The sequence below is a fragment of the Actinoplanes sp. NPDC051513 genome (assembly GCF_044454685.1).
Taxonomy (GTDB): Bacteria; Actinomycetota; Actinomycetes; order Mycobacteriales; family Micromonosporaceae; genus Actinoplanes.
In genome coordinates this window covers 65252-91890 of record NZ_JBITDW010000027.1, presented here as the reverse complement: position 1 = coordinate 91890, position 26639 = coordinate 65252, and the positions used below count along the sequence as shown (strand labels likewise).

The window sequence follows — 26639 nt, the reverse complement described above, 5'->3', positions numbered from 1 at the left end:
GCTCGACGCCGGCGACACCGCCGTCACCCTGGCGACTGCTCAAGCGCTGCTGCGGCGCGAGGATCCTGCCGGCCTTACCGCTGTCGCTTCGGCGCTGGCCGTCGCTGACCCCAACCACGCAGACTGCCTACAAACCGCCGTCTACGACGTTTTCGGCGTCTATGCCACCCAGCCGGCGCGGCGGTCCATGCGTGCGACGCGATCGCGGAAAGCCCGGACCAATCGCTTCGCGTGGAGCCGATCGGCTCGGCGAGCGCAGGTCGCTGCCCAGTCGCAGCCGGCCTACCGCTGCGACCTACACCGCGCGCGTAACCGGTGGCCCGGCACGCGGTGTGCTGGTGATGGCTCTATCCCTGACTAGGCTCTGGGCGTGAGAGCTATCGCCGAGCGGCGCCTGCGAAGCGCTCTTCTGGCCGGCGATCCCGTCTTGCGGGCGCCTGTGGACGTCGTGCGATGGTTTGGAGCGGTGCAGTCGCAGGACTTCGGGCCGGCCAAGTGGTCGCTTGGCGAGCGGCTGCCCGGCACCACCGACGCCGAGGTGCAGCGTTCCTTTGACGCGGGCGAGTTTCTACGTACCCACGTGCTGCGGCCGACCTGGCACTTCGTGACGCCCGACGACATCCGGTGGCTGCTGCGGCTTACCGGCCCGCGGGTGCACGCCACGAACGCGTACGCCTACCGTCGGGCCGGTCTCGACGACGGCGCCTTCGCCAAGGCACACGACCTGCTCGCCGAGGCGCTCGACGGCGGCGCCCACCGCACCCGCAAGGAGTTGGCCGATGTCGTCGGCGGCGCGGGCCTGCCGAACACGGGCTTTGGCTTGGGGTACCTGCTGATGCACGCGGAGCTCGACGGCCTCATGTGCAGTGGGCCGGTACGCGGAAAGCTGCACACGTACACGCTGCTGGAGGCGCGCGTGCCGCCCGCGCCCGAACGCGACCCGGACGAGGCGCTCGCCGAACTCGTCACCCGCTACTTCGGTAGCCACGGCCCGGCCACCGCCAAAGATCTCAGGTGGTGGTCCAGCCTCACCCTCGCCGACATCGCGCGGGGCGTGGAACTGGCCGGCGACCGCCTGCGCCACGACCTCGTCGACGGGGTGTCCTACTGGTCCGGATGGCATGAGAACGCCGTGCTGGCGTCGCCCACCGTCCATCTGGTGCAGGGGTACGACGAGTACGTGGTGGCGTTCGCGGAGAGCAAGTACGTGCTCGATGCCTCCGGCACAGCGCGCTCGCTCCCACCCGGCACGGCAGTGCCCAACGGAATACTGCTGCTGGACGGACAGGTGGCGGGGCACTGGCGGCGCACCTCCACCAAGGACACCCTGTTGGTCGAGGCGGTGCTCTACCGCGCGCTCACGCCCGCCGAGTCGGAGGCACTCGACGCGGCGGCGGCCCGGCAGGCGACCTTCCTCAACCTCTACCCACGGGTCGTCACCAGCCTGCTCGCCGGACTTGGCCAATAGCGTCAGCTCACTACGCCGGCGGCACGCACATCCTCTTCTGCCACCGAGCATGCGCGGGTCGCCCGAAACGCCATTACGGTTCGTAACCGTTCCTGATTGGCCGAACGGGGCTGCCTCGCCGAGTTCTGTGCGACGCACGGACGCGGATAGCGTCGTTCCCGATGCGACGGGTGGGCTGCCCATCCCGGTCGCGGGCTTCCGCCGGAGACCGCTGCATAGATCAACAGAACTTCTGGGTGCGGCTGGAGTTCGCGAGCCAGCCATACCGGAGGCTCGAGCTCCGCATCGGTGCCGAGTTCCGCGGATTCGACGACGAACAGCTGCGCGCGATCTGGTGCGACGGCCTAGTGCATCGTGATGCTGATCGGTTTACTTCTGGTTGTTCGCGACGAGTTTCTTGACGTTGAGCTGAGCGAGCCGGACTTTGGCCAGGATTTCGTCGGTGGTGGCGGTCCACTGGAACGGTCGCGCAGCGGTGTTCCACGAAGCGATGTAGGCCCGGATGGTCCGGACGAGGACTTGGACGACGGCGAAGGTTGTACCTGCCGACAATACATCCGCGCTGGTCAGTGGGTTTCCGGCAGGTGAAGACGATCTTGGATCGTCGGTCCCGTTTGCTCCTTGCCCTTGCCGTCGGTGACTGCACGATGATGCTGTCTCATGCTGCTGCGACTGGCGTACCTGGCTATCACGAACGCGTTCGCGTTGCTGCGGCTGTTGCGAGTACGAGGTCTCCTACAACACCCACAGACCGCACCAGGGCATCGCCAACGCCCGGCCACTCGCCCTGCTACCCGAACCGATCACCGATCCGGACCGGATCGCGCATTTGAACATCCACCGGCATGACCGCCTCGGCGGCATCCTGCACGAGTACAGGCAAGCTGCCTGACCTGCCCGGATGGCATCTTCGGCAGGTACAAGGTCGCGGCATTGCACGTCAGATACATGGACACCGACATGGTCGCGTCCGTCGACGCCCCGAAGTGCGATCCCGCGGTGATCGCCGCGCTGTCGCTCGACGCCCTCGAGGACGGCTCCATCGAGATACTCGCCGACGAGAACGCACGCCAGGTCCAGGCGAATCTGGCCGGCGGGGTCGCCCGCCTCTATTCGACCGCCAACTGAATGGGCGGACCCGGGTGCGACGAGGCCATCCGGCTCGCAGGCGAGTTGATGCCCGACGGCGAGGCCCGGGCCCATTGGCTGCCTTCCTCGCGCCGATCATGGTCCTGCGACCGCCTACTGCTGCTGTCCCAGGAGCCACTCGTCGAACGTAGTTTTGGCGAGGCGAGCGTCCTCACCCGGAAGCAGCACGTCTCCGGCCATCTCCAGGCCGAGCAGCCCTGACCAGGTCGGAACGAGCCGCACCGCGCGGTTACGTGCGTCGTTGGTGCGCCTGGCCATGTCGACGAGGTCATGCGTCTCCGGGCCGGCAAGGTCGACGTGGCGACCGCCCGGATCACCTGCTGCGATCTCGGCAAGGGCGTCTGCCACGTCCGCCGGCGCGATCGGCTGCACAAGCAGCGGCGCGATCGTGGCGACACCGTCCTGCTCGGTCCAGCTCGTCACCGTGGCGGCGAAGTCGTGGAACTGCGTTGCCGGGACGATCGTCCACGGCACCGGGCCCGCGCTCACGATCCGCTCCTGCTCCTGTTTGCCGGCGTAGTGTGCGTTGCCCTGGATCCGGTCGACACCGACGATGGACAACAGCACGTGATGACGAACTCCGGCGATCTTCTCGGCGGCGAGCAGGTTTCGCGCGGCGGCGCCGAAGTAGGCGACCGTCTCGGCCCGATCGCCCGGCGGCGCGCTCGTCACGTCGACAACCGACTGGACACCGTCCAGGGCGGCGTCAAGTCCTTCCCTGCTCACCAGGTCCACGCCGAGCGAGCGGCTGATCCGTACGACCTCGTGGCCGTCGCGCTGGAGGGCCGCGACAGTAAGTCTTCCGATATTGCCGGTGGCGCCGGCAACTGCGATCCGCATGGTGGTTCTCCTTCTCAGACGAGCCGACCTTATCTCGGATAAAAAAGGTCCGCAATATCTGCGATAGACTAGCACCGTGAAACTGCCTGTGAGCACCGAGTGGGTCCTGCACTGCGCCAGCACGCTGGCCCAGCTGGAACCGGGTACCACCGCGTCGGCGGCGCAACTCGTGGAGTACTACGACCTGCCGGCAGCCTCACTGGCCAAACAACTTCAGGCCCTGGTCAAGGCCGGTGTGCTGTCGGCGACGCCCGGTCCGCGGGGCGGGTTCCGCCTGGCGCGGCCGGCGACCGAGATCACATTGCTGCAGATGGTCGAGGCGGTGGACGGTGTGTCGGACCCCTACCAGTGTCGAGAGATCCGCCAGCAGGGCCGCGGGGCGCTGCCCGCCGACGAATGCCGCAGCGTCTGCATCCTGGCGGAGAAGATGGCCGAGGCGTACAACGCTTGGCGGCGCAGCCTCGCCGGCGTAACTCTGGCCGACATCCTGGCCACGCTGCCGCCCTCGGCGCCGGCTCGCACCCGGTCTCGCCTCACCGTGGCGGCCCGTTCGGCAACGGAGTAGTCCGGGCCCATCCACCGGAATCCAGCGCGCTTGCCCGGGTACCGACCGGCCCACTCGCTCTCCACGCTGTGCGGCGCGACCTCTGTCACACCGCTTACGCTCATCACTGCTCCCAAAAACAGATGATATGCTTCCCGTAATATCGGTCGTGCGTATTGCGGCCTCTGGGAGGGGCGACAGCGGAAGGCACCTGCAGAGCAAGCAGCTGCGAGCCGGATCGCCGGACCTTCACGTACGCGAAGGAGCAGTTGAATGAACACCACGTTGAATGTCGTTCTCTGGAGTGCGCAGGGCTTCCTGGCCCTGTTCTTCCTGGCGGGCGGCGCCCCGAAGGTCCTCGGCCGCGGCCTCGACAACTGGGTCGGGTTCGCCGGCCTGCCGCGCGCCGAGGTGATCCTCATCGGCGTCACGGAAGTCCTCGCCGCCGCGGGTCTGGTGCTGCCCGGGGCGACCGGGATCCTGCCGGGACTGACCCCGCTGGCGGCTCTCGGGCTCGCCGTCATCAGCTTGATGGCCGCCGGGTTCCACGTGCGCGCCAACGAGTTCCTCAACGTACTGGAGACATCGCTACTGGCTTGCATCGGCGCGGCGATCGTCATCGGCCGCTGGGACCTCATCACCTCGAGCCCGGATTTCTCGCCGTGGACGCTGGTCGTAGCCCTCTGCCTGCTGGTCCCCGCGGCCATCGTCAACGTCATCGTCCTCTACTCGGGCACCCGCCCGCAGTCCGCGCAGCCACAAGCCAGCTCCGGACAGGTCGGCGCAACCCGCCAGCCCGTCGCGTGACGACGTCGGCCACGGTCCGGCGTTGATGGTTGTCGAGAACCGCAGGGAGTTTCATCCTGCGGTTCTCGACGTTTCCGAGGCCGAGCCGGAAACCGTGCCTTCGGCCGGCGGTAAAGTACGAGAGCTGTATTATGTGGCTCGAGCGGAGAAATGTATGAGTCCCGTAGCATCTGAAGGTGTAGGCAACCGACGCCGCCAGCGGCAGCTGGTAAACGAGATCAAGGAGTCGCTACGTGAGCTCAGCATCCAGCTGTCGCTGCTCAACCACCAGGTCGGCGCCCAAGCCGACCTCAAGGATGTCGATCTCGACTGCCTCGATCTGATCAACCGGCACGGCCCACTCAGCCCGACCGCACTGGCCCGCCGCGCCGGCCTGCACCCCGCCACGATGACCGGCATCCTGGACAGGCTGGAACGCGGCGGCTGGATCGTCCGTGAGCGTGACACGGCCGACCGCCGGGCGGTCATTCTCAGGGCCTTGCGCGACCGCAACGCGGAGCTGTTCAGTCTGTACTCGGGAATGAACAAATCGATGGATCAGATCTGCGCGCAGTACGGGGAGGCGGAGCTGTCATTGCTCGCCGGATTCCTGCGTAACACCATCACCGCCGGGCAGACCGCCGCCGACAAGCTTGCCGAGGACTGACGCACCACTGTGCCACGCAGCCGGAGCCACCGGGCCGGCCCGGTGGCTTGGGGAGACAGGCGAGGGAGTTTCTAGAGGGTGAGGGTTTCCAGGTCTACGGCGTTGGCCATGGCCTGGTGGCCTTTGTCGTTGAGGTGCATGCCGTCGCCGCTGTCCAGGGCGGGGTCGATGCAGTCGGGGGCATCGGGGCTCTCGACCGCTCGGGCCACGTCGAAGACGGCGTCGAACGTGTTGGTGGTGCGGATCCAGTCGTTCACCTCGCGTCGGGCGGCGAGGCCCTCGGGAGTGCTGACTCCGGGGAAGACGACGCCGGCGAAGGGGCCGATGGTGGCGGCGAGGATCTTCAGGTCGGCCTCGTGGGCGCGGTCGGCCAGGGCTTCGAACCCCTCGACAAGAGCGTCGGCGGTGACGGGCCGCCCGCCGAACATGCCGGGCAGACCGAGGTCGTTGATGCCGAAGTGCACCAAGACGTGGGTCAGGCCGGGAATCGAGAGAACGTCGCTGTCGAACCGGGCCAGCCCATGCCTGCCGACCTCGTCGAGCAGTAGGCGGTTTCCGGCGATGCCCTGGTTGACGACCCATCCCCGGTTGAGCCGCCGGTTGAGAAAGTCCACCGCGCGGTTGTTCGCGCCGATCGTGGAGCCGACCCCCTCGAACCAGGAGTCGCCGAACGCCACGGCGATCGGAGTGACGTTCGGGGTGAGCACGTCGACACCGGAGACGTAGAACCGGCCTTCCTGCTGCTCAGCCTCCCGGAGTACGGGAGATGTGACGTGGTTCCCGCCTACGATGTGAGCGGTTTCCGCGGGCCTGTGGGAGTAGGTGGCCAGACCTGTCTCCTCAGGGAGATAGATGCTCAGAGACAGGTCGGCACCGGGGTCGACGGGCAGATCCACCGGGTCACTCGCGGCGTCCTCGCCGGGCGGAATGGTGACCTTCTCGGCACCGTCGAAGGTAAGGGCGGTCTGCCCATGCTCCGTCGCGGCCGTTGCGGCGGCGATGGTCAAGGGAGTCCGGCCGTAGCGGTTCGTCAGGCGTACGCGGACGCGTTCTCCGCCACCGGCCATGTGGAGCACCTGACGCACCGTCTGGTCGGCGAAGCCGCGCGGCTCGGTGAACTGGATCTGCTCGTAGGGACTGATCACCGCGGTGCGGAAGCCGGCTGTCCAGATCATGCTCGGTCCAATCGTTGTTTGTGGGAGTTTCTGCCGCTCACGCCGGGACCACGACGGTCTTGCCGGACAGTCGTCCGGTGGCGGCGCTGACTCAGGCGTCGATGGGAACCCGGCCGGCTCCGACGGTGGTCCGACGCCGTGCCGTGCGGATGATTGCCGCTGCGGTCAACGAGCAGAACGCCAGCAACGCAGCGACGGCGCGGATCGCGTGTGCGATTTGCCAGCGGTCGCGAACGCTCGCCCAGTCCGACGGCGGAGACTGCACCGACCAGTCGGTCTGATCGCCGTTGATCGGCAGGTTGACCGCCAGCGACGTGACGAAAACCAGCGCCAGCATCGCGAGCGCGGCCAGCACCAGCCACCGGTCATTGCCTCTGGCCCTGAACGTGAGGACGGCCAGGATCACCGTGCAGATCAGCGCCGGGATCAACGTGGCGGAGGCCAGGGTGTCGAGCGAGTCCAACTCGACCTGCCGTACCTGCGTGTAGACCGCGGCACCGTAGTCCCGCAACGACATCTCGAGAACGAGCACCCCGAGCAGGAACCCCGCGAAGAGCCCGGTGAACACCAGGCCGGCCCCACGAAGAAGTTTGAGAATGGAGCTCGCGGACATGACGGTCACGAATCCTTCCCGGTGGTGGACGTGGAGCGGATGAAATCGGCAATCACCGAGGCGAGCGCGGGCCCACGGTCCTCCTGGAGGAAGTGGCCGGCGTTCTCGAGGACGACCTCCTGTGCGCCCGGGATGCCGTCGCGCAGTGTTGTCCTCCCCTCGCCGACGCCCCAGTCGCTTTCGGCGTGTGCGTACAGGAAGGGGAGGGGCAGGGCCTGGAGAACCGACCAGGCCTCGCGATTCGGTACGGTTGCGTCGTCGTACGGTGTGAGGGGAATCAGCAGCGGGAACTGTCGGGCGCCCTGCAGGTAGCGCTCGTCGGGGAAGGGAGCGTTGTAAGCCTCCCGGACTGCGGGGTCGAGCTGGGTGACGGTGCCGCGGTCCACGACCGCGCCCGCCTCGAACGGGTTGGCCCGTTGGCTGAGCTGCAGCCAAATCGAGAGCGGGCCGCTGGGTTCCCGGTCTCCGGTGGGCAGCGAGGTGCTCATCGCCACGACGCGCCGGAACCGATCCGGGTGTTCGGCCAGCAGGCGCAGGCCGAGCAGGCCGCCCCAGTCATGACAGACCATCGTGACATCGCGCAGGTCGAGGCGATCGAAGACCGTCTCGCGGAGCCAGTCGACGTGCGCCTGGTAGGTGTAGGCGAACCGGTCGGCAGGCTTGTCGGATTTGCCGAAGCCGACCAGGTCCGGGGCGACGCAGCGATGTCCGGCCGCGACCAGCGGCGGGATGATGTGGCGGTAGAGGTAGCTCCAGGTCGGCTCACCGTGCAGCAGCAACACGGTCTCGCCGGATGCCTCGGCTGGATCAGGTCGTTCGTCGATGTAGTGCACCCGCAGCTGCGCTTCGGCGTCTATCGCGACGTAGTGCGGTTCGAACGGGTAGTCGGGCAGTCCGTCGAAGCGGGCGTCCGGAGTGCGGAAGCTGTCGATGGTCATCGGGCCACCGTCCGGAGGGCGGTGACGCCTTGGTTCTTGACCTGCAGTCCCAGCACGTGCCGGCGCAGGAAGGACAGCTCGGCCTCGACGGCCTGCTCATGTGCGTCCATGAATGGTGCGTAGTGGCCGCCCGGCAGGGTGATCACCTCGGCGTTGGGCGCCCGTCGTGCGGCGCGGACGGCGGGTCCGGCAGGCGCTGACTGATCCTGGTCGCAGACGACGACCAGCAATGGACTCTGCACTCGGGACGCGTAGCGGCCGGGCCGGTAGAAGGTGACACGGAGCGCGGAGCGGGCCGCCACGGTCTGCTGCCAGTCCGGGTATTTGTTGCCCGGGTTGAGAGCTTCGTCGCCGAGGCGTGCGTCCGGCGTGGTCAACAGGGCGACACTGCCCGGCTCGCCGACGAGGGGAACCAGCACAGGACGGCGGCCGACGAGACCGCCGAGTGCGTCGAGGATTCCCCTGCCCATGAGGCGCAGCATGGCCAGTGGCTTCTGATGGCGAGCCGCGTTGCGTGCGGAAGCCGGACCATCGACGTTCGGCGTCTGCGCGATCGCCGCCGCAAGCTGAGGGTTCTGCGCCGCGATGGGGAAGACATAGCCACCAGGTAACGAGAACGCCCATACGGCGAGCTTGGCCGGGTGGACGCCAGGCAGGGTCCCGGCGAATTCGATCGCGGCCTGCCAGTCGGACAACTGCTCCCGCAGGCGCGCGACCTGGCGAGGTTCACCACCACTCTCGCCGAGATGTCGATAGTCGAAGGCCAGGACGGAGAACCCGGCCTCGTGGAACCGCTTCGCGAACCTGTCGGTGCCCGGCTCCTTGGTCACCGCGAATCCGCCGGTCATGATCACGCAGCCGCCGTTTGTTCCCGGATAGTGCCAGGCGGCGCACTCGGTACCGCCGCTGATGAATCGGACCTTCTCGCGTTCCACGATCATGACAACTCCAGTCCTCTGAGTTCTACCCGCGCTGCCTGCTGCGCGGCGGGTGCCACGGCGGCCGATGTCCGAATGTCCTGATGCAGCGCCGACCGGTGGCGGGCGGCTGCGTCGGTCGGCTTTCCGGCCTGCGCCGTGACCTGCCGGTGAGGCCTGTCGATTGCGACCCGTGCGGTGGAGCGACGCGATTGATTCCACGGCGGCCCCTCCACGTTGGCGGCATCGGCTACCGGGAACGTAGCATATGAGTTCCGTATTATCTGTGACGGCGAGCACTTGACGATGCCGGGCGCTCGGGCACCCCTCGCTCTCCCGGGCAGGGCACGATGCGGGCCACCCGTGCGCGGCCACTTGATCCGGCCCGCGCTCCTTCAGGCACGGGAAATACCGCACCCTGAAGGAATGAGGTGGCGAAATGCTATTGCCACCTCATTCCTTCAGGATCGCGCTACCGCCGAGGGAACCAGGTACGGGACATTGCTTTCACCTCCTCGATATCTCGACTGATACCGTCAGATTTCGGACTCTTTTGGCTCGAAGCGACGAACCAAACGGGTACGGAGCCGCTGCAGCAGGGGCAGGAGGCCGAAGACGACGATCGGCACGGTGAGCGTGACGAGGACCAGCGTCCGCCAAACCAGCGGAACGTCTTGCATCAGATCGCCGACGAGAAGCTGCAGCACGGTGAGGGTCGGGAAGACAGCAATCCAAATCATCAATGCCAAGTGGTGCCTTGGCGGCGGACCGCCGGACGGCCGCCGCGAGCCGATCCCCCGCGTCGTCATCTTTTTCCCTCCGGATCCGTCGTGACGAGCGGTCTCGAGTACGGCGCCAGATCTCATCCGAGGTGAAATGGACGTCGTAGCGCTCCTGCTGCGGCAGCAGGCTGTCCGACGGCTCCCGGCCCGACGCGATCCGCTCCAGCTGCCGGAAATATCCGAAACGCTCGACCCCGGGCGCGATGACGACCAAGACCTCGGCAGCCACGCCCGGAGCGGCCCCGAACGCATGCGGAAGCTTCGGCGGCACGACCAGCAGTCCGCCCGCGCCGACGGTGACCAGTTCTTCGCCGAGCAGGAACTCCATCACTCCGTCCAGAACGTAGAACGTTTCGTCCGAGAGCTCGTGGTAATGCGGGTTCGCGCCGTCCGCACCCGAGGTGAGGATGAGTCGGTTGACACTGACGGCACCGCGGGCTGCACTGGCATCGGCGAGCAGCTCGAACGCGCTGCCGGATGGCAGTTCGACGACGTCGGCAGTCCCCGACGGCACCACCGTGGCAAGCCTGTTTCCGACGTTGGTTGACATGTGAGCCCTCTTTTCTCAGGAACCACAGTCAATCGCCGGAACAGGATGCGAACCAGAAGCAGTTGCAGCTGACAGATATCACCGGAATCGATCAATGGGGGCCCCGTGGAGATCCGCCAGCTGGAGTACTTCGTCGCGGTGGCGGAACACGGTGGCTTCAGCCGGGCCGCCGAGCACCTGCATATCGTCCAATCCGCGGTGAGTCAGCAGGTCCAGCGGCTCGAACATGAGCTGGGCGTGCGCCTCTTCGACCGGTCGACCCGCCTGGTGCGCCTGTCCGGAGCCGGGGAACGACTTCTGCCCGAGGCGCGTGCGCTGCTCGACGCTGCGGGCCGCATCAGTCAGGTGGCCGCGGGAGTCGTCGCCGGCGAGGACGGCGTGCTCCGGCTCGGCACCATTCACGAGACGGGCGGCCGGCTCTATAAGGCTCTGAACAAGCTGGCTGCGGCGGCGCCGCGGGTTCAGGTCCGTCTGATCGAAGCCGCACCCGCTGAACGGATCGAGGCTGTGCGTTCCGGGCAGCTCGACGCCGCGCTGGTTCGCGGCCTCGCCACCAGCCCCGGTGTGCGGTTCCTTCCTATCTGGACCAGTCCGCTGTACGTCGCTCTGCCGGCCGACCATCCGGTGTCCTCGGGCTCGGTCGTACATCGGGAACAGTTGAAGGAGCTGGAGCAGCTGCCGCTACGACTGGCAGCGCGACAGAACAATCCACCGTTCTACGACCTGATCGAAGCCCTCTGTCACACGGCCGGCATCAAGCCACCGCCAGGACCACCCTTCACCAACCTGCTGACAACATTGACCGCGATCGGAGTCGGCGCGCCTTCCTGGACGATCTTCTACGAGGTCAGCACCCTTCCGTCGGTTCATCGAGTCGCGATTCGCGCGCTCGACCAGCCCGCCATCACCACCTCGCTCGCGGTTCCGGCCCGCCGCCCCGTCCCCGCGCTACACCACCTGCTGGACGCCCTCACCGGGATAGCTTGACGAGTTCGTGCGGGCGGGCGCGTCGAGCGTGTACACGCCGCCCTGCATACGACCGGAGGCGGCGTCAGGCACGCCGGGGCAACGGGCCATGACCGGAAGACCCGTTCGCGTTGCCGGCAAGGTGCCGGTACCGGCCCGGCGCGGTTCCGAACTCCCGTTTGAAGGCCCTGGCGAACGCGAATTCGGAGGTATATCCGGTTCGTGCGGCGACTGCGGACAGCGGGGCATCAGTATCCAGCAGTTGCCGCGCGGCTGTGGTCATCCGCCACCAGGTCAGGTAACCGAGGGGTGGGCGTCCGACCGCACGGTTGAAACGGCGCGCGAACGCGGCGCGCGACAACCCGGTGGCCGCACCCAGCTCGGCCACCGTCCACGGGCGGCCGGGGTCGCGGTGCATCTCGTCCAATGCGGCCCGGATTGACGGATCGCCCAGCACGGCGGTCCAAACGCACGCTCGGCCCGCTGCCTCCTGGTCCTCGAACCAGGCGCGCAGGATGTAGAGCAAGAGCAGGTCCACCAGCACGGGCACTCCGGCGCCGACGCCCGGGCTCGTGGTGTCCAGCTCGCCGGTCAGCAGGTCGACGGCGGCGCGCAGCGGCCCGTGCCGTCCGTACCTGGTGGGCAGGTGGACGACGTCGGGCAGGTCACGCAGTAACGGATGCGGGCGGCCCAGGTCGAGGTGGTACGCGCCGCACAGCAGGACCGTTCGGGCACCGAGATCGTCGTGCCCGGACTCGACCGGCCATGACGATGGCAAAGGCTCGAGCGCTGTCGCCGGGTTGTCGGCGAGGCCATGCTCGCGGCCGCCGCGCAGCAGCACCACGTCGCCCGGTACGAGCTGTATCGGAACGCCATCCGTCGGCAGCAGCCAGCACGACCCCTGCAGCACGACGTGGAAGCCCGCCCCCGCGACGTTGTCGAAACGCAGACCCCATGGGGCTCGCAGCTCGACCCGTCGGGAGCTCGCCTGTCCGACCCGCATGGCGGCGAGGGCATCGCCGAGCAAGTCCATGCGGCGATGTTACCCATGCTCTTCCTGAGCGAGACGAACGGATATGCATGCAAGACGCAGCGTGCTTGGGCGTCTCACGGACGGACCATACGGTCGGACTGTCCACATGTCGGTCGACATCCGGCACACACAGCCCGCCCCACGACCATGAAGGAACCTCGATGTCATTGCACATTGTCGTCGGAGCCAACCACTGCGCGACGTCCACCGCCCGCCTGCTGGCCGAGTCCGGGGACCGCGTCCGCATCCTCAGCCGACGCGGCGCCGGGCCAGATCATCCGCTCATCGAACGGATCACCGCCGACGCCAGCGACGCCGCCGTCCTGACCGAGCTCGCCCAGGGCGCCGGCACACTGTTCAATTGCGCCTCGCCGGCCTACAACATGTTGCCGATCGAAACTCCGGCCCTGGCGGCCGCGCTGCTGACAGCAGCCGAACGTAGCGGCGCCGACTACATAAATCTCAGCAACATCTACGGGTACGGCCCCGTATCCGGGCCGATGACCGAGGATCTTCCGATGGCGCCGACAACCATCAAGGGGCGGGTCCGGGCGCAGATGTGGCAGGACGCCATCACCGCCCACGATCAGGGGCGGATTCGTTTCGCCGAGGTACGACCCGGTGACTTCATCGGTGCCGGCTCGGTGTCGATGTTCACCCTGATGGTCGTGCCGCCGGTGCTGGCCGGAACGCCGGTTCACATGCCGGCGGATCTGGACGCGCCGCACAGTTGGGCGTACCCCGGTGATGTCGCCCGCATGCTCGTCGCTCTCAGCCGGGACGAGCGAGCGTGGGGACGGGCCTGGCACGTGCCACCCGTCTCCGACGGATCGGTGCGCGAGGTAGCGGTCCGATTCGCCGAGCTGGCCGGCGCGCCCGCCCCCGAACTGATCAATATGTCGCCGCTCGACCTGCACAACCTGGCCATCTCAGACCCGGTCATGGCCGAGGTGCCGGAGATGCAGTACCTCTACCAGCGACCCGCCGTATTGGATGCCTCGCCGGCGGCGCAGATCCTCGGCCTCGAGCCCACCCCCCTCGACGACGTCCTGATCGAAACCGCTACTGCCATGAGCTCCGGCGCGTAAGCACATCGACGCGGCCGTGGGTGACCGCATCGATCAGGAACGTCGCATACCGGCAGCCACGACGCAGCGCGGGCCGGCCGTGCACGACCGCCGAGGCGCGCCGGCGCCGGCAGGCCCTGTGCGCCGCCGCGAGCGCGCCCGGCCGCCGCTACTCGTTGCTGATGATCGGGTCGGGCGCGGTGAACGACCCGCTCGATCGGAAGTGGGGCGAGGACGTCGGCATCGAGATCGACGGCCTGCTACGCCGCCGTCAGGACTGACGCCGGTAGGTGAGCACGACCAGCCCGCCGACGGTCTCGCTGCCGGCCAGGCGTAGCGCCCGGCCGCCGGTGAAGTCGCCGAACCAGCGCTCGCTCCGGTGATCGAATTTGTCGAGGACGACGAGGAGATCGCCCCGGGCGTCCGGATCCGCGCCACGCCCGGCCACACCCCGGGCCACAGCAGCCTGCAGATCACCGACGCGGCCGGCAACGACCCGCGCCGCCTGATCATCCTCGGCGACGTCATGCACTGCCAGGTACAAGTGACCGAGAGCCACTGGACCTTCGCCTTCGACGTCGACCCGGCTCAGGGCGCGACCACCCGCGAGCAGCTGCTCAAGGACCTCGAGGACGACCACACGATCCTGGCCGGCGGCAACTTCGCCGGGAACGTCTTCTGCCGCGTGCTGCCGCCTGTGGCACGCCGCACGTGGGCCAGTGGCGTCGTCGCGGGTTAACGTCGCCTCATGCGTACGCCACGCACCCGGCGCCCCCGGCCCGGAACACCGGGCCGGTTCCTGGCCTGGCTGCCCGACGGCCGCCCCGCCGACGTCTACAGCGCACCGTGCCCGTCGCGTCAGGTGCTCGACCGCATCACCGACAAAAGGACCGCCCTGATCGTCGGCTGCCTCTCGACCGGGCCAAAACGCTACAGCGAGCTGCGTACGGCCATCGATGGCGTCAGCGAGAAGATGCTCACCCAGACCCTGCGCAGCCTCGAACGTGACGGGCTCGTCGCCCGCACCACCTACCCCACCGTGCCGCCCAAGGTCGAGTACCAGCTGACACCGCTGGGTCACACCCTCACCGCCCCGCTCGCGGCCGTTCGCGACTGGGCCGAGCGGCACATCAACGAGGTCAACAACGCTCGCCTGCGCCACGACTTCAGCGCAATGCCGGGCTGATCCCGCTCAACTGCCGGATCGTTCGGCCGAAACGGCCAGCATGCCGTGGTCGGTGGCTAAGCGCCGCACGCGGCGCGAACGCTGCGCGCAGTCGATCGCCGGACGTCGTCCGGGCCTTGCCAACGTCACACATCGAACATGTAGCACAACTTAACAGAGGTGTAGAACCTTTCGCTTGTTCTACCGAGTTGGGTGCGGCACCGTCCAGGGGAGCGACCAAGGGGAACGATCGAAGGACGATGTCATGCACAGGACCTGGGCATGGGCGCGGATAGGCGTACTGGCCCTGCTGTGGGGATCGACCTTCCTCTGGATCGAACTGTCTCTGGACGCCCTGGCTCCGGTGCAGGTCACGCTCAGCCGGTGCGTAGTCGGATCGACCACTCTGCTGGTCGCCTGCCTGGCCTCGGGCCGGCGGCTACCGCGGGATCGGGTGATCTGGGGCCGCATCGTCGTAGCCGCCTTCTTCTGCAACGCCCTGCCGTTCGCCATGTTCAGCATCGGCCAGCAGACCGTCGATTCCGGGATCGCGGGCGTGCTGAACGCGACGACTCCACTGTGGTCCTTGCTGATCGGCGTCGCCACCGGCGCGGAGCGCGGACTCCGGCCGGTTCGGCTGGGCGGGCTCCTGCTCGGGTTCACCGGCGTCGTGCTGATCTTCGCTCCGTGGCAGACGACCGGGCCGATCGGCTGGGGCGCCCTCGCCATCGTCGCCGCGGCGGTGAGCTACGCCATCGGCTTCACCTACATGGGCCGCAACCTGGTCGGCCAGGGCATCCCCACCATCTCGCTGTCCGCGGCGCAACTCGTCGCGGCGACCGGCCTGACCGCGTTGACGCTGCCGGCCGGCGGGCTGACGCCGATCGAGATCGGCTGGAAGACCCTTGTCGCCGTCGTGATCCTGGGCGTCCTCGCTACCGGCGCCACGTTCCACCTCACCTACCGAACCATCGCCGCCGAGGGTGCCACGAACACGGCAACCGTCGGCTACCTGCTGCCGGTCGTCTCGGTGGCGTTGGGCGTCATCTTCCTCGACGAGGGCTTCAGCCTCCGGACCGCCGGCGGGATGGCGGTCGTGCTCGTCGGGGTCGCTCTGACCCGCCTTCCGGCGCCACGGCCACGGGCGGATGTGATTCGCCGCCGTCCGCGGCAAGAACAGGATGTGCGACCGTGACCCCGCTGACGGTAACCACGGACCCTGTCGCGGCGCTGCCCGCGGACTGCATCGTGGTCGGCGTCGCCAAGGGTCCCGACGGGCCGAGGTTGGCACCCGGCGCGACGGTGGTGAACGAGGCGTTCGCCGGCAGGCTCATCGAATTCCTCGGCGCGCTCGGCGTGACCGGCGCCGAGGGTGAGGCGGTCAAGCTTCCCGCACCGGCCGGCATCGAGCTCGGACTGATTCTCGCGGTCGGCCTCGGCTACGCCCCCGACGACCGCTACGAGGCGGAGGCGCTGCGGCGAGCCGCCGGGGTGGCAACCCGGACCCTGGCCGGCACCGAAGCGGTCGTCCTGGCGCTGCCGGCGGAGACGGCCGAGGTGTCGAGGCGGTGGCGCTGGGTGGCTTGCTCGGTGCGTACGCCTTCTCCGTCTACCGCACCACCGACCAGGTGATCCCGGTCCGCACGCTGACGATCGTCGCGGGCCTCGACTCCCGGACGCATGCCGAAGCCGCCGTGCGACGCGCCGAGGTGCTCGGCGGGGAACTGAACCGGGCGCGCGACCTGATCAACACGCCGGCCAACGACCTGTATCCGGAGAGCTTCGCCACCGCGGCGATCCGAGCCGTCCGGGAGTACGGGCCGGCGGTCGAGGTACTCGACGAGGAGGCGCTCGCCTCGGGCGGCTTCGGCGGCATCATCGGCGTCGGGCAGGGATCGGCCCGACCGCCGCGGCTGGTGCGGATCTCCCACACCCATCGCGAGGCGACGACGAACCTCGCCTTCGTCGGCAAGGGCATCACGTACGACTCCGGCGGCATCTCGCTGAAGCCGGTCGGGGCCAACGAAATCATGAAGCGCGACATGTCCGGCGCCGCGGCCGTGCTCGCCGCCGTGCTGGCCGTCGCCCGGCTCGACCTCGCGGTCAACGTCACCGGCTGGCTCGCGCTGGCCGAGAACATGCCGTCCGGCTCTGCTGTGCGTCCGGGCGATGTGTTGCGGATGTACGGCGGCCGGACGGTCGAGGTGCTCAACACCGACGCCGAGGGAGCCTCGTGCTCGCCGACGCCCTCCTACGCGCGTGCGAGGAACGGCCCGACGTGATCGTGGACGTGGCCACCCTGACCGCTGCCATGCGGTTCGGCCTGGATAACCACGTCTTCGGGGTGATGTCCAACGACGACGCCTTCCGAGACCGGGTCCTGGCCGCCGCCCAGGCGGCCGGCGAGCAGGCCTGGCCGATGCCATTACCGGCCGAACTGCGCCGGAGCCTGGACTCGCGGGTGGCCGACATCGCCAACTACGGCGAACGGATGGGGAGTGCCACCGAAGCGTCGGCTCCAGACCATCGGGCGCCCGTCGCCTGGACAAGACCGCCGGCGGGACCTGTCCGGGCGCCCGGCACCCGCACAGGCGCTAGGATTCCGCCACCGCCAGGACGATCTTGCCGGTGGTGCGGCCGGTCTCACCGATGGCCTGCGCCTTGGCCGCGTCGGCGAGTGGCAGGACCGTGTCGACCACCGGACGCAGCAGACCGGCGTCCACCATGGACACGATCCGCTGCAGACCCGCGTGGTCGGGCTCGACGAGCATGAACCCGGCGCGAAGCCCCGCCTCCGCCGCGGCCGGCACCAACTCGTCATCCGCGGGCGACGCGAGGGACACCAGTATCCCGCCCGGACGCAGGACGCGCAGCGAGCGGGGGCCGTACGCTCCACCGACCGGGTCGATGACGACGTCCACGTCCCGCAGCACCTCCGCGAAGTCCACCGCGGTGTAGTCGATCACCTCGTCGACGCCGAGCCCGCGCAGGAATTCGTGCTTCGCGGCGCTGGCCGTGCCGATGACGTGAGCGCCCAGTGCCTTGGCGATCTGCACCGCGATGTGTCCGAAACCACCGGCGGCGGCGTGCACGACGACCCGTTGGCCCGCCTGGACGCCGGCGGTGTCGACCAGCGCCTGCAACGCCGTCAGACCGACCAGCGGCAGCGTCGCGGCATGGATGTGGTCGAGCCCGGCCGGTTTCCGGGCGAACTGCCGGGCCGGTGCGGTGACGTACTCCGCATAGGCTCCCGCTTGTCGGGGGAACCACGGCATGCCGAAGACCTCGTCACCCGGCCGGAGCACGGTGGTTCCGGTGCCGACCGCCTCCACGACGCCCGAAACGTCATGGCCCAGGATCGGCGGATCACCCCACAGGCCGAGACCACCGGCCGCACGGGACTTCCAATCGGTCGCATTGACCCCGGCCGCGTGCACCCGCACCAGAACCTCGGTCGGCAACGGATCGGGACGCGGCAACGTGATCTCGGCGAGGACTTCCGGGCCGCCCCACGTCACCGGACTTATGGCTCGCATCGTGTTTGGCATGACTGCAGCATCCGGCCCGTTGCGCGCCGGCTACCAGTGGCCGGAATGACAATGTGCGCCAGAATCGGGCCACATCGGTCTGCGGCACCGCGCGTTGGCCGAAAGTGCCTCGCCACAACCTCGGTTATGGCTACGTCCTCACCTCGGCGGGCGCCGCCGCCCGCCCAGGCACTGCCCCCGTCAGGGCGGTCGGGCAAAGGTGCGCGGCTTCGCGCAACGCCAGGTCCAGAAGGCCAGGGAAACGCGCGTCGATGTCGTCGCGTCGCAGGGAGTTGAGCCGGCGCGTGCCGTCGTCACGCTGGCGGATGAGCCCGGCCTCGCGAAGCGTGCGGAAATGCCAGCTCTGCGTGGACTTGCTGACGGGCAGCGCGAAGGCGGCGCAGGGCCTCTCCGCTCCGTCTGCGAGGCCCGCGACGATGGCGAGCCCGGCGCCAGGACGTCGTCATCACCCTCACCGAGAACAGCAGCATCGACTGGTCCATCGGCAACGGGGTGGCCCAGCTGGTGGACGGCACGCGCAGTCGACCTATCTAGCCGCCCGAGAAGATCGTCGGGCCGGTGCCGGCATCCCGGGCCTTGCCCGATCAGGCTCGTAGGCCGCGCAGCAGGTGGCGGATCTCGCCGTGGGCGGCCCCCAGCGCTTCGGCGGGCGACGAGGACTCGGCAACAGCGGTGGCCGCCTCGCAGATGGCGCCGATCACCATGCGAGTGCGGAGCACATCGTCGCCAGGGATAAGGACGCCGGCCTCGCGCAGTCGGAAGAACGCCTGGCGCAGCAGGCCCGCCGCGTATCTGTCCTCGATCTCGCGGATGACGGCGGGGGCGAGCACGCGTGGACCGTCCACAACGACGATCCGCTGCAGCCGCGGCCGCGCGACGGCGGTCAGAAACGCCGTCGTTCCCGCCTCAAGCCGCGCCCAGCCGGTCATCTCGCCGGCGACGGCCCCTGTCGTACGGGCCGCGATGCGGTGGTGGGCATCTGCGTAAACGGCCTGGAAGAGCTCTCGTTTGCCGCCGAAGTGGTGATAGACGGCGCCCTTCGTCACCCCGGCCGCATCGGCCACGGCCTCCACCGAGACACAGTCGTAGCCGTCATTGCCGAAAGCGGTGCTGGCGTGCGCGAGCAACTCGGCCGTGGTGGCGGCGGAACGCTCGGCCTGTGTTCGGCGTGGCATAGGTCTCTCTTCGGTTGACATCGGTTCCCGTGTGTTCCCATGATACATACCAATGGTACGTACTCGAGGTATGTAAATGCTGGAGGTAGTCATGATGGACTTCGTAGACCGCTGGGCTGGATTCTGGAGCGCGCCCGACCCGGCCCGGGTGGATGACTTGGCCGCGCCCGAGATCGAGCTCCGCTATCCGGGCCTGGCCGAGCCGCTGCGCGGTGTCGAGGCCTGGCGGGACCGGGTGGCGTCCATCGTGGACCGCTTCCCCGACATCCGGCTCACCGTGACCGATCACGCCGCAGCGGGCGATCTGTGCTTCGTCAGCTGGCGGGGTAATGCCACCGTCAATGGAAAATCGCTCAGCTGGGAGGGCATTGACCGCATGCGCCTGCGTGACGGCCTGGTCGTCGACTCCCTGGTTGCCTTCGACACCGCGGCCCTGCGCGCCGCTGCCTGATAGCGAAGCCACAGAGAATGCCGCCGGCGATAGTGGACCGGGCGGCAATCTCCGTGGCGTGCTGACCCATCGGCTGCGGGCGGTTGGGGCCGCCGCCCATGGAACAGTGCTGGCGTTCGGGCCCGAGTGACGCCCGACCGGGCCGCCCCCGACGACCCGGCCGGTCGACGCCCAGCGGCCGGCGAACCGCTGGGAGCGTCATCGGGTGGGCGCGGATCGGCGACATTCGACCGACACCTCGGGATATTGGCTGGCCGGGCCGTCGAGCAGCGCAGCCGGAGCGCCCTTGAGCTGGTGGCCGAACAGCGCCAGCGTGTAGGCATTGACGATGGCGTGTGCCCGGCCGGCATCGATGGGTCCGGCGATGCCGAGCCGGGGCAGCAACGGGGAAACGGACGGGAAATCCGTCAGGTTGAGGTGGAACATGCCGCTCACCTGCACGAAGTAGCCGTCCGCCCGCAGGCCGTGGAATACCGCCCGCATGCTGTTGCGATGCTCCTCGATCTCCGATGGCGACCAGCCCTCCCGGTGCATCGTCGCGGCGTCCCGCGTGATCCACATCGTGGGCTGCGGCAGGCCGTCCCGCACGACATCGGTCGGCATCGGTGCATCCATGAGAAGACAGGCGTGCAACCGTGATTCCGTCCGGCACGCCTCGGCGCCCACGATGCCGCCGAGCGAAACGCCGAAGACTCCGGAACGCCGCAGATCCAGCCGCCCGGCCAGGATGCCGGCCGGGTCGCCCTGATCGAGCGCTTCGAGCCGGTCCAGCGCGAAGCTCACGTCCCGCGCCAGATACGGCACCACGCCGTCCGGCAACGCCTGGCCGTTCAGCGTCGGTATCGTCGAGGCCGGGGGCATACCTCGCCCGGACCAAGGGCAGCATCTGATCGCGGGTCAGTCCGGCCGCTTCCCGCCCGTTCGGCAGAGCCACCGATGCGGCGGCATACGGTTGATCGACGGCGGCGACGATGTACCCATGCGACACCAACTCCTCCACCTGGAAGGTGTTCTGCTGCCGAAATCCGGAGAAGCCGGGCAAGAAGATCAGCACCGGGTACCGGGTCTCTTCCCGTGCCACGGGCGCGAATGGCACCGCGTGCGTCGTGATGTACTTGAAGTGCCCGAACGCGAAGCCCGGAAGATGGAAGGCTCGCGCCAGCGCCGGGGCCAACGTCTTGGCATCGGGCACATAGGGCGCCCGAGATCTCGACGGACCGGCATCGGCGGGATACCAAACCTGAACCACGAGCTCTCGACGATCGTTCGGGTCAGCGGTAAAGAGCTCGGCACGACCCGGATCGACCCAGTGATAGGTCACCGTGCCGATCCGGTACTGCCCGGTGGGCTCGGGGAAACCGAACACCGGAACCACGACGGGCAAGGACCCGGCAACGACGAGCACCAACACTGCCGCACAGACGCCGGCCACGGCCGTCGCCCGTACCCACCAGCGCCGCGACGCCGGGGGCTGGACGGGTCTGCTCGTCCGGATCAGCCATAGCGCCGAAAAGACGACACTCAGCGCGTACGCGGGCACCATCTGCCATCGAAAGCCTTCCAGCCCCAGTTGCGCAGCGGTCGCCGGAACGGCGAGAACCACCGTCGCACGCAGCCCGCGCATCCCGCGAAGCGGCGGGGAAACCCATGCCAGCAACGCCCACGCGTCCACCACAACCAGCAGCATCTCCCACGGTCTCATGGCCACTCCCCTGGCCGCGGCGCAGCGCCGAGGGACTCGCCTGCCGGGGCAATGCCTTGCCGGAGGGGAGCCCCGGCGGACGTCGGCAGAACAAATCCGGCTTTGTATGCTACGTATTCCGTATATTATTTTCACGATACTATGAGACATCCTCCTGGCGCTTGACCGGAATCCGCGGTCTTCGCGAAGCTCGAGGTTCGGCTCACGCGCCGAGCTCACGGCGAGTTCGGCGGCGACGCACACGGGGCGTCGCCGCCCGAAAGACCGTCACGCGGTCGCCGGCACCTCGACCTCGAAGGTGAACCCGTACGGCCGCAGGAAATTCAGGAAACCCGCGATGTCGTACGCCTGGGCGGGCAACAGCACTCCGGACCGGCCCCCGTCCTCGACCAGACGGCGCGCGCCCTCGACGGCGATCGCCGCGGTGGATCCGTAGATGTCCCGGCCGCGTACCACGGCCCGGGCTATCCGCCCGTCCGCACCGACCGCCTCCGCCAGCACCGTGAACGCCTCCTCGGGCCGCTCGTCCTCGGCAGGTCCCTCGGGCATGCCGTCGATGATCTGATGCGCGATGTCGGCCGGGGCCTGCACGAGGTCGAAGAACTCCGGCGGCGCGGCCGCGGCGTTGACGACCACCTCGAAGCGCCGGGTGGCGATGTGGCGCGCGGAACCGTGGCCACCTCGCATCGGGGCCAGCCGACCACCGGCTCCGCAACGCCCGCGCCGGGAAAGACGATCTCGGAGCGGCGCGGCGAGCGCTGCTCCCACGTCCACTGGCCGTCGTCGTAGCTGAGGTGGCGGCCGCCCATCATCTCGTACGCCGAGCGCAGCGTGCCCCGGGTCATCCCGAATCCGCTGAGCTCGTACGCCACGGTGAGCTCTTCGACCGGCTCGGCCCGTACCCCGGCGAGGTGGGCGGCGAAGTCGCCCGGCAGGATGTCGTAGCCGGTGGCCGGCACGACCGCCACGCCCGCCCGCTCGGCCTACTCGCCGAACGTCTCGAAGAGGGACTGCACGAACTCCTGCTCAGCGCTGGTGTCGACGTAGTGGCAGCCGGCTGCGATCGCCGCGCGCACCACTGTGTGGCCGAACGCGGTGAACGGCCCGGCACAGTTGATGACCGCGGCGCATCCCTCGAAGGCCGCGGCGAGCGCGTCCGGGTCGGCGGCGTCGGCGGCGCGCACGTTCGTTCCGGTCAGCCCCAAGGAGGCCGCGGCCTGCCGCAGCCGCTCGGCGCTGCGGCCGGACAGGACGATGTCGAATCCGCGCCGGCGCAACTCCGCGGCGACGAGCCGCCCGGTGTATTCGCTAGCCCCATAGACAGCAATCTTCACGTGACATCCCTTCTGCGCGGCGCGGGCTCACCCGGCGCCGTCGGACGTCGCCAATGCTCGTCCGCGGCCGGCACCGAACCCATCCCGCAGATTCGGGGTCCTCGCCACCCCCGCACCTGCGGGATCACTCACGCGCGCGGAAGGTGCGGCGGTAGTCGCGCGGCGCCACCGCGGCGGGCCATGAACTGCTCGCCGAGGGCGGTGACGCCCGGCGGGGCGTACGCGGCGAGGCGTCGAAAGGCCATGCGTCATCCACTTGGAAGCAAAGGCGAAAGATTATGCCTCTGTTTTAAGCTTTCCTACATGCTTGATGTACGCCGCATGCAGGTGCTGCGCGCCGTGGTCGTCAGCGGCTCGGTGACCGCCGCCGCGACCCATCTCGGCTACACCCCGTCGGCGGTCAGCCAGCAGGTGGCCGCCCTGGAGAAGGAGGCCGGGATCGCGCTGCTCGAGCGGGCCGGCCGGGGCGTACGACCCACCGCCGCGGGCCGGCTGCTCACCGAGCACGCGGCCGTCATCGGCCGGCACCTCGCCGAGGCCGAGACCGCCCTGGCCGACCTGCGCGCCGGGCGCACCGGGCGGCTGACGATCCGTTACTTCGCCTCGGTCGGGCCCACCATGCTGGCGCCCGCCCTGGCCCGCCTCCGCGATCAGTACCCGGGCGTGATCGTCGACCCGCGGCTCTCCGAACCGGGTGACCCGCAGGCGGAGGTCGAGCGCGGGCAGGCCGACCTGGCCATCGTGGTCCGCCGCCCGTCCGACGACGTACGCCCCGGCGTCCGCGTGCTCCACCTGCATGACGACACGTACCGCGCCGTGCTGCCTACCGCACACCCTCTCGCCGCGCACGAGGCGATCCACCTGTCCGACCTGGCCGGCGAGCCGTGGGTCGGGAGCGAGCCGCCGGGCCCCTGCCTGGAGCCGATCATCGACGCCTGCGCCGCCGCCGGCTTCACCCCCGACTTCGTCGCCAGGTCCGAGGACTACACCACGGCTCAGGGCTTCGTCGCGGCCGGCCTCGGCGTCAGCCTCATTCCCCGGCTCGGCTTGGCGACACGCCACCCCGGGGTGGTCATCCGGCCGGTACGCCATCCGGAGCCGGTCCGGGCCGTCTATGCCGCGGCGCGCGAGTCCTCCCTCACCCAGCCGGTGGTCCGCGCGCTGATCGATGCCCTGACGGACGCACCGCGCAGTTGATGACCGCGGTGACGAGGCGGCCGGTGTACTCGCTCGCCCGCGGCGAGGTCGGCTCGGCTGGTGAGGATGTCCGGCGCCCGAGGTAATTGTTATGGTCATAATTTATGGAACACGCAGGAAAACTGGTCCACGCGTGCCGGCGTGACGGCCGGGGCGGCAACCCCACCGTGGTGCTCGACGAGGCGCCAATGACTGAAGCCGAGCGCCGCGCGATGAACTGGCCGAGGCTTCAGCCTCGATCCGTGATCGGCTTCGGGTTGATCGGTTGATCGGCTGAGGCGGGCTTGGTCAGCTGGGGCTTCACGATTCGGGAGAGCAGTCCCCGGGGATGGGGGCGTCGACAGCGATCGCGTGGATCCGGTTCCACCGGTCCACGCCACCGTGCGCGGCGACGGCGCTCGCGTGTAGATCGTTCATCGCTCTTGCTTCTCGGTAGGGATGCCCCGGCCGCCGAAACGGCGGCCGGGGCGAGTCCGGTCAGTCGACGATGATTCCACCGGTCAGGTTGGCGACGGTGCCGGTCATCGCGGATGCCCGGTCGGAGGCGAGGAACACCGCCGCTTCCGTGAGTTCGGCCAGCGTGGTCGGGCGCTTGCGATGGCTCATACCACTCGCTAGCGCAGTGAACTGCTCCTTGGTGATCCCCAGTGCGTCGGCCTGCAGCCCATACACGACGTCGATGACCGGTGTCTCCACCATGCCCGTGGTGCGGAGGCAGATCGCGCGAACACCGTGCTGGGCCCATTCGGCCGACAGCGCGCGGTTGAGAGCTTCCATTGCCGCCCAGCCGACGCTCATGCCGCCCTCCAGGGGCTGCGGCAAGCGGGCCGGTTCGGGTGTGTGCATCATGATCACGCCCGACCGCCGGGCGATCATGTGCCGTGCGACGGATTTCGCCGTGATGAAATGAGCCTGGGCATACGTGGTGATCGGGCGCAGGAAATTCTCGACCGGCAGCTCGGTGAGCGGTATTCCCTGCAATCCCACGGGCGAGATTCCGACCGCGTTGAACGACACGTCGATGCTGCCGGCGTTGGCGACGACCGCGTCCAGGTGCCCGGTCACGGATTTCTCGTCCCCGGCGTCCACCACGGCGGTCTCGACCGCTCCACCCGCGGCGGAGATCTTCTTCGCGACCGTGCTGATGACGTCGAGATTTCGCGCGGTCAGGAACACCCTGGCACCTTCGCGAGCGAAGCCGCGGGCCACTGCACTACCGACCGCGCCGCCCGCGCCGTAGACGACGACATTCTTGTTTTCCAGTAACATGATCTTCTCTTTCTGGTTGTTCACGCCATCGCGTGAAGTCCGTGGCCGGTGAGCTGGTACACCCGGTGCTCGTCCTGGTTGTCGGTGTCCTGGCACAGCCGCGATCTCGGTGCCGACGATGGCCGGCGCGAGAAGCGGTCGCAGTGCCGCCGCGAATGGTCGGTGTCGATTCCCTCCCGCTGGGCGTATGCGGCGACCCCGGCGGCGCCGAGTGCGTGGCAGACGTCAGTGGCGGCAGCACGGCGGCGAAGCCGAAGCCGAGCTGGGCGCGGCGGGATTCATCGGCGGCGTATTCGGCGTGCAATCGGATCACCTTTGCGCCCGAGGATCCGCCGCTGAGCGTTGAGCCGCGCAGGGCACCATCGGTGCCTTCACTCGCTCGATGTCTGGTTGCGGTGTCGTGAGGCGAAGGCGAACGTGATGTCGTGGGTGTGGAGATGGGCGAGGTGGGCGACCTGGTCGGCCATCCGGGAGCAGCAGATGCAGGCATGGTCGGGCCAGCCGTGCACGCCGGGTGCGTCTGCTTGTCGTACGGCAGGGCGCGAGGTCAGCGGATGGTGATCTCGCCGATGTCGATGGCGACCAGCAGCGGCTCCGGGACGAGTTCGTAGTCGCCGTGCCAGGCGTAGCCCCGCCGCGTGGTGGGGATGATGATGCCGTCGGCGTCGCGGTGGTCGGTGGCGTAGAGCATTCCGGGCGCCCCGCCGAGGATGTCGATGGTGAAGTCATGGCGGCGTAGCAGGCCGTCCGGGCCGAAGCAGGAGATCTGCTGGCGGGTATGGCTCTTGATGTGGTCGGGGAACGTCACGCTCAGCCGCCGCCACGTTTCACCGTCGACCTCGATGGGGGCGATCTCTTCGGTGATGAACCCAGGCCAGGTGTAGAGGAACGGCGTATTCAGGTACGTCCACAACGCCTCGCCGGCGAAATAGGCGAGATGAAGGTCCTCCCATGGCGTCTGGAACTCATGACCATCGAACGAGCTCTCCGGGTCGTCGCGTACGCCGGTCAGCGTGCCGTCAAGGCGCTGCAAGGCGACTCGGCCGGGTTCGAAGACCGCGCGTTTGTCCTGGCCGACGAAGTCGATTGTCACCAGCTCGCGCGTGGTGTCAACCTCGAAGCGAACCTTCTCGAGCGCATCGGCCTGGCTCTTTGCGTGGAAAAGGGCACCGGCGACCGACGCGTCGACCGTGATCGACTTGACCTTGTTCCACCGGTCCAGGCCGCCGTGCGCGGTGACCGCGTTCTCCAGTAGATCGTTCATTTCTGCTCCTGTCTGCGTCAGAGGTGGTGTTTGGTCCGG

General features: G+C 68.6%; 31 protein-coding genes and 2 pseudogenes. 16 read left to right on the top strand and 17 right to left on the bottom strand.

Annotation, left to right across the window (positions count from 1 at the left end):
* Nucleotides 1-370 precede the first annotated feature (370 nt).
* Nucleotides 371-1468 (top strand): winged helix DNA-binding domain-containing protein, encoded by a 1098-nt coding sequence (locus tag ACIA5D_RS43760; RefSeq protein ID WP_396036565.1) that lies wholly within the window; start codon nucleotides 371-373, stop codon nucleotides 1466-1468.
* 369 nt (nucleotides 1469-1837) lie between these two features.
* Here ACIA5D_RS43760 and ACIA5D_RS43755 read toward each other — a convergent pair whose 3' ends face one another.
* Nucleotides 1838-2020: a hypothetical protein gene (locus ACIA5D_RS43755; RefSeq protein ID WP_396036564.1), complete on the bottom strand. Its 183-nt coding sequence runs from the start codon at nucleotides 2018-2020 to the stop codon at nucleotides 1838-1840.
* A 381-nt stretch (nucleotides 2021-2401) separates the two neighbouring features.
* Here ACIA5D_RS43755 and ACIA5D_RS43750 point away from each other — a divergent pair, with 381 nt between their 5' ends.
* Nucleotides 2402-2596, top strand: coding sequence for a hypothetical protein (locus tag ACIA5D_RS43750; protein ID WP_396036563.1), 195 nt, complete (start codon nucleotides 2402-2404; stop codon nucleotides 2594-2596).
* Between the two features lie 114 nt (nucleotides 2597-2710).
* Here the strand turns inward: ACIA5D_RS43750 and ACIA5D_RS43745 are convergent, their stop codons facing one another.
* Nucleotides 2711-3457 carry an SDR family oxidoreductase gene (locus tag ACIA5D_RS43745; RefSeq protein WP_396036562.1) on the bottom strand — a complete coding sequence of 249 codons (747 nt, stop codon included), beginning with the start codon at nucleotides 3455-3457 and terminating at the stop codon, nucleotides 2711-2713.
* Between the two features lie 76 nt (nucleotides 3458-3533).
* On the opposite strand from ACIA5D_RS43745, the gene ACIA5D_RS43740 reads away from it, so the two are divergent.
* The 3 genes from ACIA5D_RS43740 to ACIA5D_RS43730 all read left to right on the top strand — a co-directional run bounded on the left by ACIA5D_RS43740 (nucleotide 3534) and on the right by ACIA5D_RS43730 (nucleotide 5454).
* The gene (locus ACIA5D_RS43740; RefSeq protein ID WP_396036561.1) at nucleotides 3534-4022 is read left to right on the top strand and encodes an RrF2 family transcriptional regulator; all 489 of its coding nucleotides are present in this window, start codon (nucleotides 3534-3536) and stop codon (nucleotides 4020-4022) included.
* A 252-nt stretch (nucleotides 4023-4274) separates the two neighbouring features.
* Entirely contained in the window at nucleotides 4275-4808 is a 534-nt protein-coding gene (locus ACIA5D_RS43735; RefSeq protein ID WP_396036560.1) for a DoxX family protein, read from the top strand.
* A gap of 25 nt (nucleotides 4809-4833) precedes the next feature.
* A complete protein-coding gene (locus ACIA5D_RS43730) occupies nucleotides 4834-5454 on the top strand; it encodes a MarR family transcriptional regulator (protein WP_396036601.1) in 621 nt (206 codons plus the stop codon).
* Nucleotides 5455-5525: 71 nt separating this feature from the next.
* On the opposite strand, the gene ACIA5D_RS43725 is transcribed toward ACIA5D_RS43730, so the two are convergent.
* The 5 genes from ACIA5D_RS43725 to ACIA5D_RS43705 form a co-directional block, all read right to left on the bottom strand.
* On the bottom strand, nucleotides 5526-6629 hold the full coding sequence (locus tag ACIA5D_RS43725; protein WP_396036559.1) for a GDSL-type esterase/lipase family protein: 1104 nt from the start codon (nucleotides 6627-6629) through the stop codon (nucleotides 5526-5528).
* A gap of 91 nt (nucleotides 6630-6720) precedes the next feature.
* On the bottom strand, nucleotides 6721-7197 hold the full coding sequence (locus tag ACIA5D_RS43720) for an anthrone oxygenase family protein (protein WP_396036558.1): 477 nt from the start codon (nucleotides 7195-7197) through the stop codon (nucleotides 6721-6723).
* Between the two features lie 50 nt (nucleotides 7198-7247).
* Entirely contained in the window at nucleotides 7248-8174 is a 927-nt protein-coding gene (locus tag ACIA5D_RS43715; RefSeq protein ID WP_396036600.1) for a haloalkane dehalogenase, read from the bottom strand.
* Between the two features lie 2 nt (nucleotides 8175-8176).
* Nucleotides 8177-9115 (bottom strand): alpha/beta hydrolase, encoded by a 939-nt coding sequence (locus ACIA5D_RS43710; RefSeq protein ID WP_396036557.1) that lies wholly within the window; start codon nucleotides 9113-9115, stop codon nucleotides 8177-8179.
* A 489-nt stretch (nucleotides 9116-9604) separates the two neighbouring features.
* Nucleotides 9605-10429, bottom strand: coding sequence for a cupin domain-containing protein (locus ACIA5D_RS43705; RefSeq protein WP_396036556.1), 825 nt, complete (start codon nucleotides 10427-10429; stop codon nucleotides 9605-9607).
* 105 nt (nucleotides 10430-10534) lie between these two features.
* Here ACIA5D_RS43705 and ACIA5D_RS43700 point away from each other — a divergent pair, with 105 nt between their 5' ends.
* Nucleotides 10535-11416 carry a LysR family transcriptional regulator gene (locus ACIA5D_RS43700; protein WP_396036555.1) on the top strand — a complete coding sequence of 294 codons (882 nt, stop codon included), beginning with the start codon at nucleotides 10535-10537 and terminating at the stop codon, nucleotides 11414-11416.
* 64 nt (nucleotides 11417-11480) lie between these two features.
* Here ACIA5D_RS43700 and ACIA5D_RS43695 read toward each other — a convergent pair whose 3' ends face one another.
* Nucleotides 11481-12428 carry an AraC family transcriptional regulator gene (locus ACIA5D_RS43695; RefSeq protein ID WP_396036554.1) on the bottom strand — a complete coding sequence of 316 codons (948 nt, stop codon included), beginning with the start codon at nucleotides 12426-12428 and terminating at the stop codon, nucleotides 11481-11483.
* Between the two features lie 161 nt (nucleotides 12429-12589).
* Here ACIA5D_RS43695 and ACIA5D_RS43690 point away from each other — a divergent pair, with 161 nt between their 5' ends.
* The 7 genes and pseudogenes from ACIA5D_RS43690 to ACIA5D_RS43660 all read left to right on the top strand — a co-directional run.
* The gene (locus ACIA5D_RS43690; RefSeq protein ID WP_396036553.1) at nucleotides 12590-13516 is read left to right on the top strand and encodes an NAD-dependent epimerase/dehydratase family protein; all 927 of its coding nucleotides are present in this window, start codon (nucleotides 12590-12592) and stop codon (nucleotides 13514-13516) included.
* Between the two features lie 20 nt (nucleotides 13517-13536).
* Nucleotides 13537-13776: a hypothetical protein gene (locus ACIA5D_RS43685; protein ID WP_396036552.1), complete on the top strand. Its 240-nt coding sequence runs from the start codon at nucleotides 13537-13539 to the stop codon at nucleotides 13774-13776.
* 98 nt (nucleotides 13777-13874) lie between these two features.
* Nucleotides 13875-14234 (top strand): hypothetical protein, encoded by a 360-nt coding sequence (locus ACIA5D_RS43680; protein ID WP_396036551.1) that lies wholly within the window; start codon nucleotides 13875-13877, stop codon nucleotides 14232-14234.
* Nucleotides 14235-14243: 9 nt separating this feature from the next.
* A complete protein-coding gene (locus ACIA5D_RS43675) occupies nucleotides 14244-14681 on the top strand; it encodes a winged helix-turn-helix transcriptional regulator (protein WP_396036550.1) in 438 nt (145 codons plus the stop codon).
* Nucleotides 14682-14925: 244 nt separating this feature from the next.
* Nucleotides 14926-15855 carry a DMT family transporter gene (locus ACIA5D_RS43670; protein ID WP_396036549.1) on the top strand — a complete coding sequence of 310 codons (930 nt, stop codon included), beginning with the start codon at nucleotides 14926-14928 and terminating at the stop codon, nucleotides 15853-15855.
* Nucleotides 15852-16292 carry a M17 family peptidase N-terminal domain-containing protein gene (locus tag ACIA5D_RS43665; protein ID WP_396036548.1) on the top strand — a complete coding sequence of 147 codons (441 nt, stop codon included), beginning with the start codon at nucleotides 15852-15854 and terminating at the stop codon, nucleotides 16290-16292. The genes ACIA5D_RS43670 and ACIA5D_RS43665 overlap by 4 nt, the downstream gene beginning before the upstream one ends.
* Nucleotides 16229-17112, top strand: a pseudogene (locus ACIA5D_RS43660) (leucyl aminopeptidase); the annotation flags it as partial. The gene ACIA5D_RS43665 and the pseudogene ACIA5D_RS43660, both read left to right, overlap by 64 nt.
* 142 nt (nucleotides 17113-17254) lie before the next feature.
* Here the strand turns inward: ACIA5D_RS43660 and ACIA5D_RS43655 are convergent.
* Nucleotides 17255-18208 (bottom strand): NADP-dependent oxidoreductase, encoded by a 954-nt coding sequence (locus ACIA5D_RS43655; RefSeq protein ID WP_396036547.1) that lies wholly within the window; start codon nucleotides 18206-18208, stop codon nucleotides 17255-17257.
* A gap of 584 nt (nucleotides 18209-18792) precedes the next feature.
* Entirely contained in the window at nucleotides 18793-19383 is a 591-nt protein-coding gene (locus tag ACIA5D_RS43650) for a TetR/AcrR family transcriptional regulator (RefSeq protein ID WP_396036546.1), read from the bottom strand.
* 91 nt (nucleotides 19384-19474) lie between these two features.
* On the opposite strand from ACIA5D_RS43650, the gene ACIA5D_RS43645 reads away from it, so the two are divergent.
* Nucleotides 19475-19834, top strand: coding sequence for a nuclear transport factor 2 family protein (locus ACIA5D_RS43645; RefSeq protein ID WP_396036545.1), 360 nt, complete (start codon nucleotides 19475-19477; stop codon nucleotides 19832-19834).
* A 198-nt stretch (nucleotides 19835-20032) separates the two neighbouring features.
* Here ACIA5D_RS43645 and ACIA5D_RS43640 read toward each other — a convergent pair whose 3' ends face one another.
* The 4 genes and pseudogenes from ACIA5D_RS43640 to ACIA5D_RS43625 form a co-directional block, all read right to left on the bottom strand.
* Complete coding sequence (locus ACIA5D_RS43640) at nucleotides 20033-20695, bottom strand: hypothetical protein (RefSeq protein ID WP_396036603.1); 663 nt, start codon at nucleotides 20693-20695, stop codon at nucleotides 20033-20035.
* A gap of 85 nt (nucleotides 20696-20780) precedes the next feature.
* Nucleotides 20781-21377: pseudogene (locus ACIA5D_RS43635) on the bottom strand (hypothetical protein); the annotation flags it as partial.
* A 426-nt stretch (nucleotides 21378-21803) separates the two neighbouring features.
* Nucleotides 21804-22223, bottom strand: a complete 420-nt coding sequence (locus tag ACIA5D_RS43630; RefSeq protein WP_396036544.1) for a hypothetical protein — start codon at nucleotides 22221-22223, stop codon at nucleotides 21804-21806.
* Between the two features lie 296 nt (nucleotides 22224-22519).
* The gene (locus ACIA5D_RS43625; RefSeq protein WP_396036543.1) at nucleotides 22520-22870 is read right to left on the bottom strand and encodes a saccharopine dehydrogenase NADP-binding domain-containing protein; all 351 of its coding nucleotides are present in this window, start codon (nucleotides 22868-22870) and stop codon (nucleotides 22520-22522) included.
* 303 nt (nucleotides 22871-23173) lie between these two features.
* On the opposite strand from ACIA5D_RS43625, the gene ACIA5D_RS43620 reads away from it, so the two are divergent.
* Nucleotides 23174-24067: a LysR family transcriptional regulator gene (locus tag ACIA5D_RS43620; RefSeq protein WP_396036542.1), complete on the top strand. Its 894-nt coding sequence runs from the start codon at nucleotides 23174-23176 to the stop codon at nucleotides 24065-24067.
* 104 nt (nucleotides 24068-24171) lie between these two features.
* The gene (locus ACIA5D_RS43615; protein WP_396036541.1) at nucleotides 24172-24336 is read left to right on the top strand and encodes a hypothetical protein; all 165 of its coding nucleotides are present in this window, start codon (nucleotides 24172-24174) and stop codon (nucleotides 24334-24336) included.
* 208 nt (nucleotides 24337-24544) lie between these two features.
* On the opposite strand, the gene ACIA5D_RS43610 is transcribed toward ACIA5D_RS43615, so the two are convergent.
* From ACIA5D_RS43610 to ACIA5D_RS43600, 3 genes are all read right to left on the bottom strand, one after another.
* The gene (locus ACIA5D_RS43610; protein WP_396036540.1) at nucleotides 24545-25360 is read right to left on the bottom strand and encodes an SDR family NAD(P)-dependent oxidoreductase; all 816 of its coding nucleotides are present in this window, start codon (nucleotides 25358-25360) and stop codon (nucleotides 24545-24547) included.
* 347 nt (nucleotides 25361-25707) lie between these two features.
* Nucleotides 25708-25845 (bottom strand): DUF899 family protein, encoded by a 138-nt coding sequence (locus ACIA5D_RS43605; protein WP_396036539.1) that lies wholly within the window; start codon nucleotides 25843-25845, stop codon nucleotides 25708-25710.
* Nucleotides 25846-25883: 38 nt separating this feature from the next.
* Entirely contained in the window at nucleotides 25884-26600 is a 717-nt protein-coding gene (locus ACIA5D_RS43600) for a hypothetical protein (RefSeq protein WP_396036538.1), read from the bottom strand.
* Nucleotides 26601-26639 lie beyond the last annotated feature (39 nt).

Bases quoted from the DNA above. Each gene is read 5' to 3' on its own strand.
- ACIA5D_RS43745 (WP_396036562.1), bottom strand. From the start codon at position 3,457: ATGCGGATCGCAGTTGCCGGCGCCACCGGCAATATCGGAAGACTTACT.
- ACIA5D_RS43735 (WP_396036560.1), top strand. From the start codon at position 4,275: ATGAACACCACGTTGAATGTCGTTCTCTGGAGTGCGCAGGGCTTCCTG.
- ACIA5D_RS43730 (WP_396036601.1), top strand. From the start codon at position 4,834: ATGGTTGTCGAGAACCGCAGGGAGTTTCATCCTGCGGTTCTCGACGTT.
- ACIA5D_RS43725 (WP_396036559.1), bottom strand. From the start codon at position 6,629: ATGATCTGGACAGCCGGCTTCCGCACCGCGGTGATCAGTCCCTACGAG.
- ACIA5D_RS43705 (WP_396036556.1), bottom strand. From the start codon at position 10,429: ATGTCAACCAACGTCGGAAACAGGCTTGCCACGGTGGTGCCGTCGGGG.
- ACIA5D_RS43695 (WP_396036554.1), bottom strand. From the start codon at position 12,428: ATGGACTTGCTCGGCGATGCCCTCGCCGCCATGCGGGTCGGACAGGCG.
- ACIA5D_RS43690 (WP_396036553.1), top strand. From the start codon at position 12,590: ATGTCATTGCACATTGTCGTCGGAGCCAACCACTGCGCGACGTCCACC.
- ACIA5D_RS43675 (WP_396036550.1), top strand. From the start codon at position 14,244: ATGCGTACGCCACGCACCCGGCGCCCCCGGCCCGGAACACCGGGCCGG.
- ACIA5D_RS43670 (WP_396036549.1), top strand. From the start codon at position 14,926: ATGCACAGGACCTGGGCATGGGCGCGGATAGGCGTACTGGCCCTGCTG.
- ACIA5D_RS43655 (WP_396036547.1), bottom strand. From the start codon at position 18,208: ATGCCAAACACGATGCGAGCCATAAGTCCGGTGACGTGGGGCGGCCCG.
- ACIA5D_RS43650 (WP_396036546.1), bottom strand. From the start codon at position 19,383: ATGCCACGCCGAACACAGGCCGAGCGTTCCGCCGCCACCACGGCCGAG.
- ACIA5D_RS43645 (WP_396036545.1), top strand. From the start codon at position 19,475: ATGATGGACTTCGTAGACCGCTGGGCTGGATTCTGGAGCGCGCCCGAC.
- ACIA5D_RS43640 (WP_396036603.1), bottom strand. From the start codon at position 20,695: ATGCCCCCGGCCTCGACGATACCGACGCTGAACGGCCAGGCGTTGCCG.
- ACIA5D_RS43630 (WP_396036544.1), bottom strand. From the start codon at position 22,223: ATGCGAGGTGGCCACGGTTCCGCGCGCCACATCGCCACCCGGCGCTTC.
- ACIA5D_RS43620 (WP_396036542.1), top strand. From the start codon at position 23,174: ATGCTTGATGTACGCCGCATGCAGGTGCTGCGCGCCGTGGTCGTCAGC.
- ACIA5D_RS43615 (WP_396036541.1), top strand. From the start codon at position 24,172: ATGGAACACGCAGGAAAACTGGTCCACGCGTGCCGGCGTGACGGCCGG.
- ACIA5D_RS43600 (WP_396036538.1), bottom strand. From the start codon at position 26,600: ATGAACGATCTACTGGAGAACGCGGTCACCGCGCACGGCGGCCTGGAC.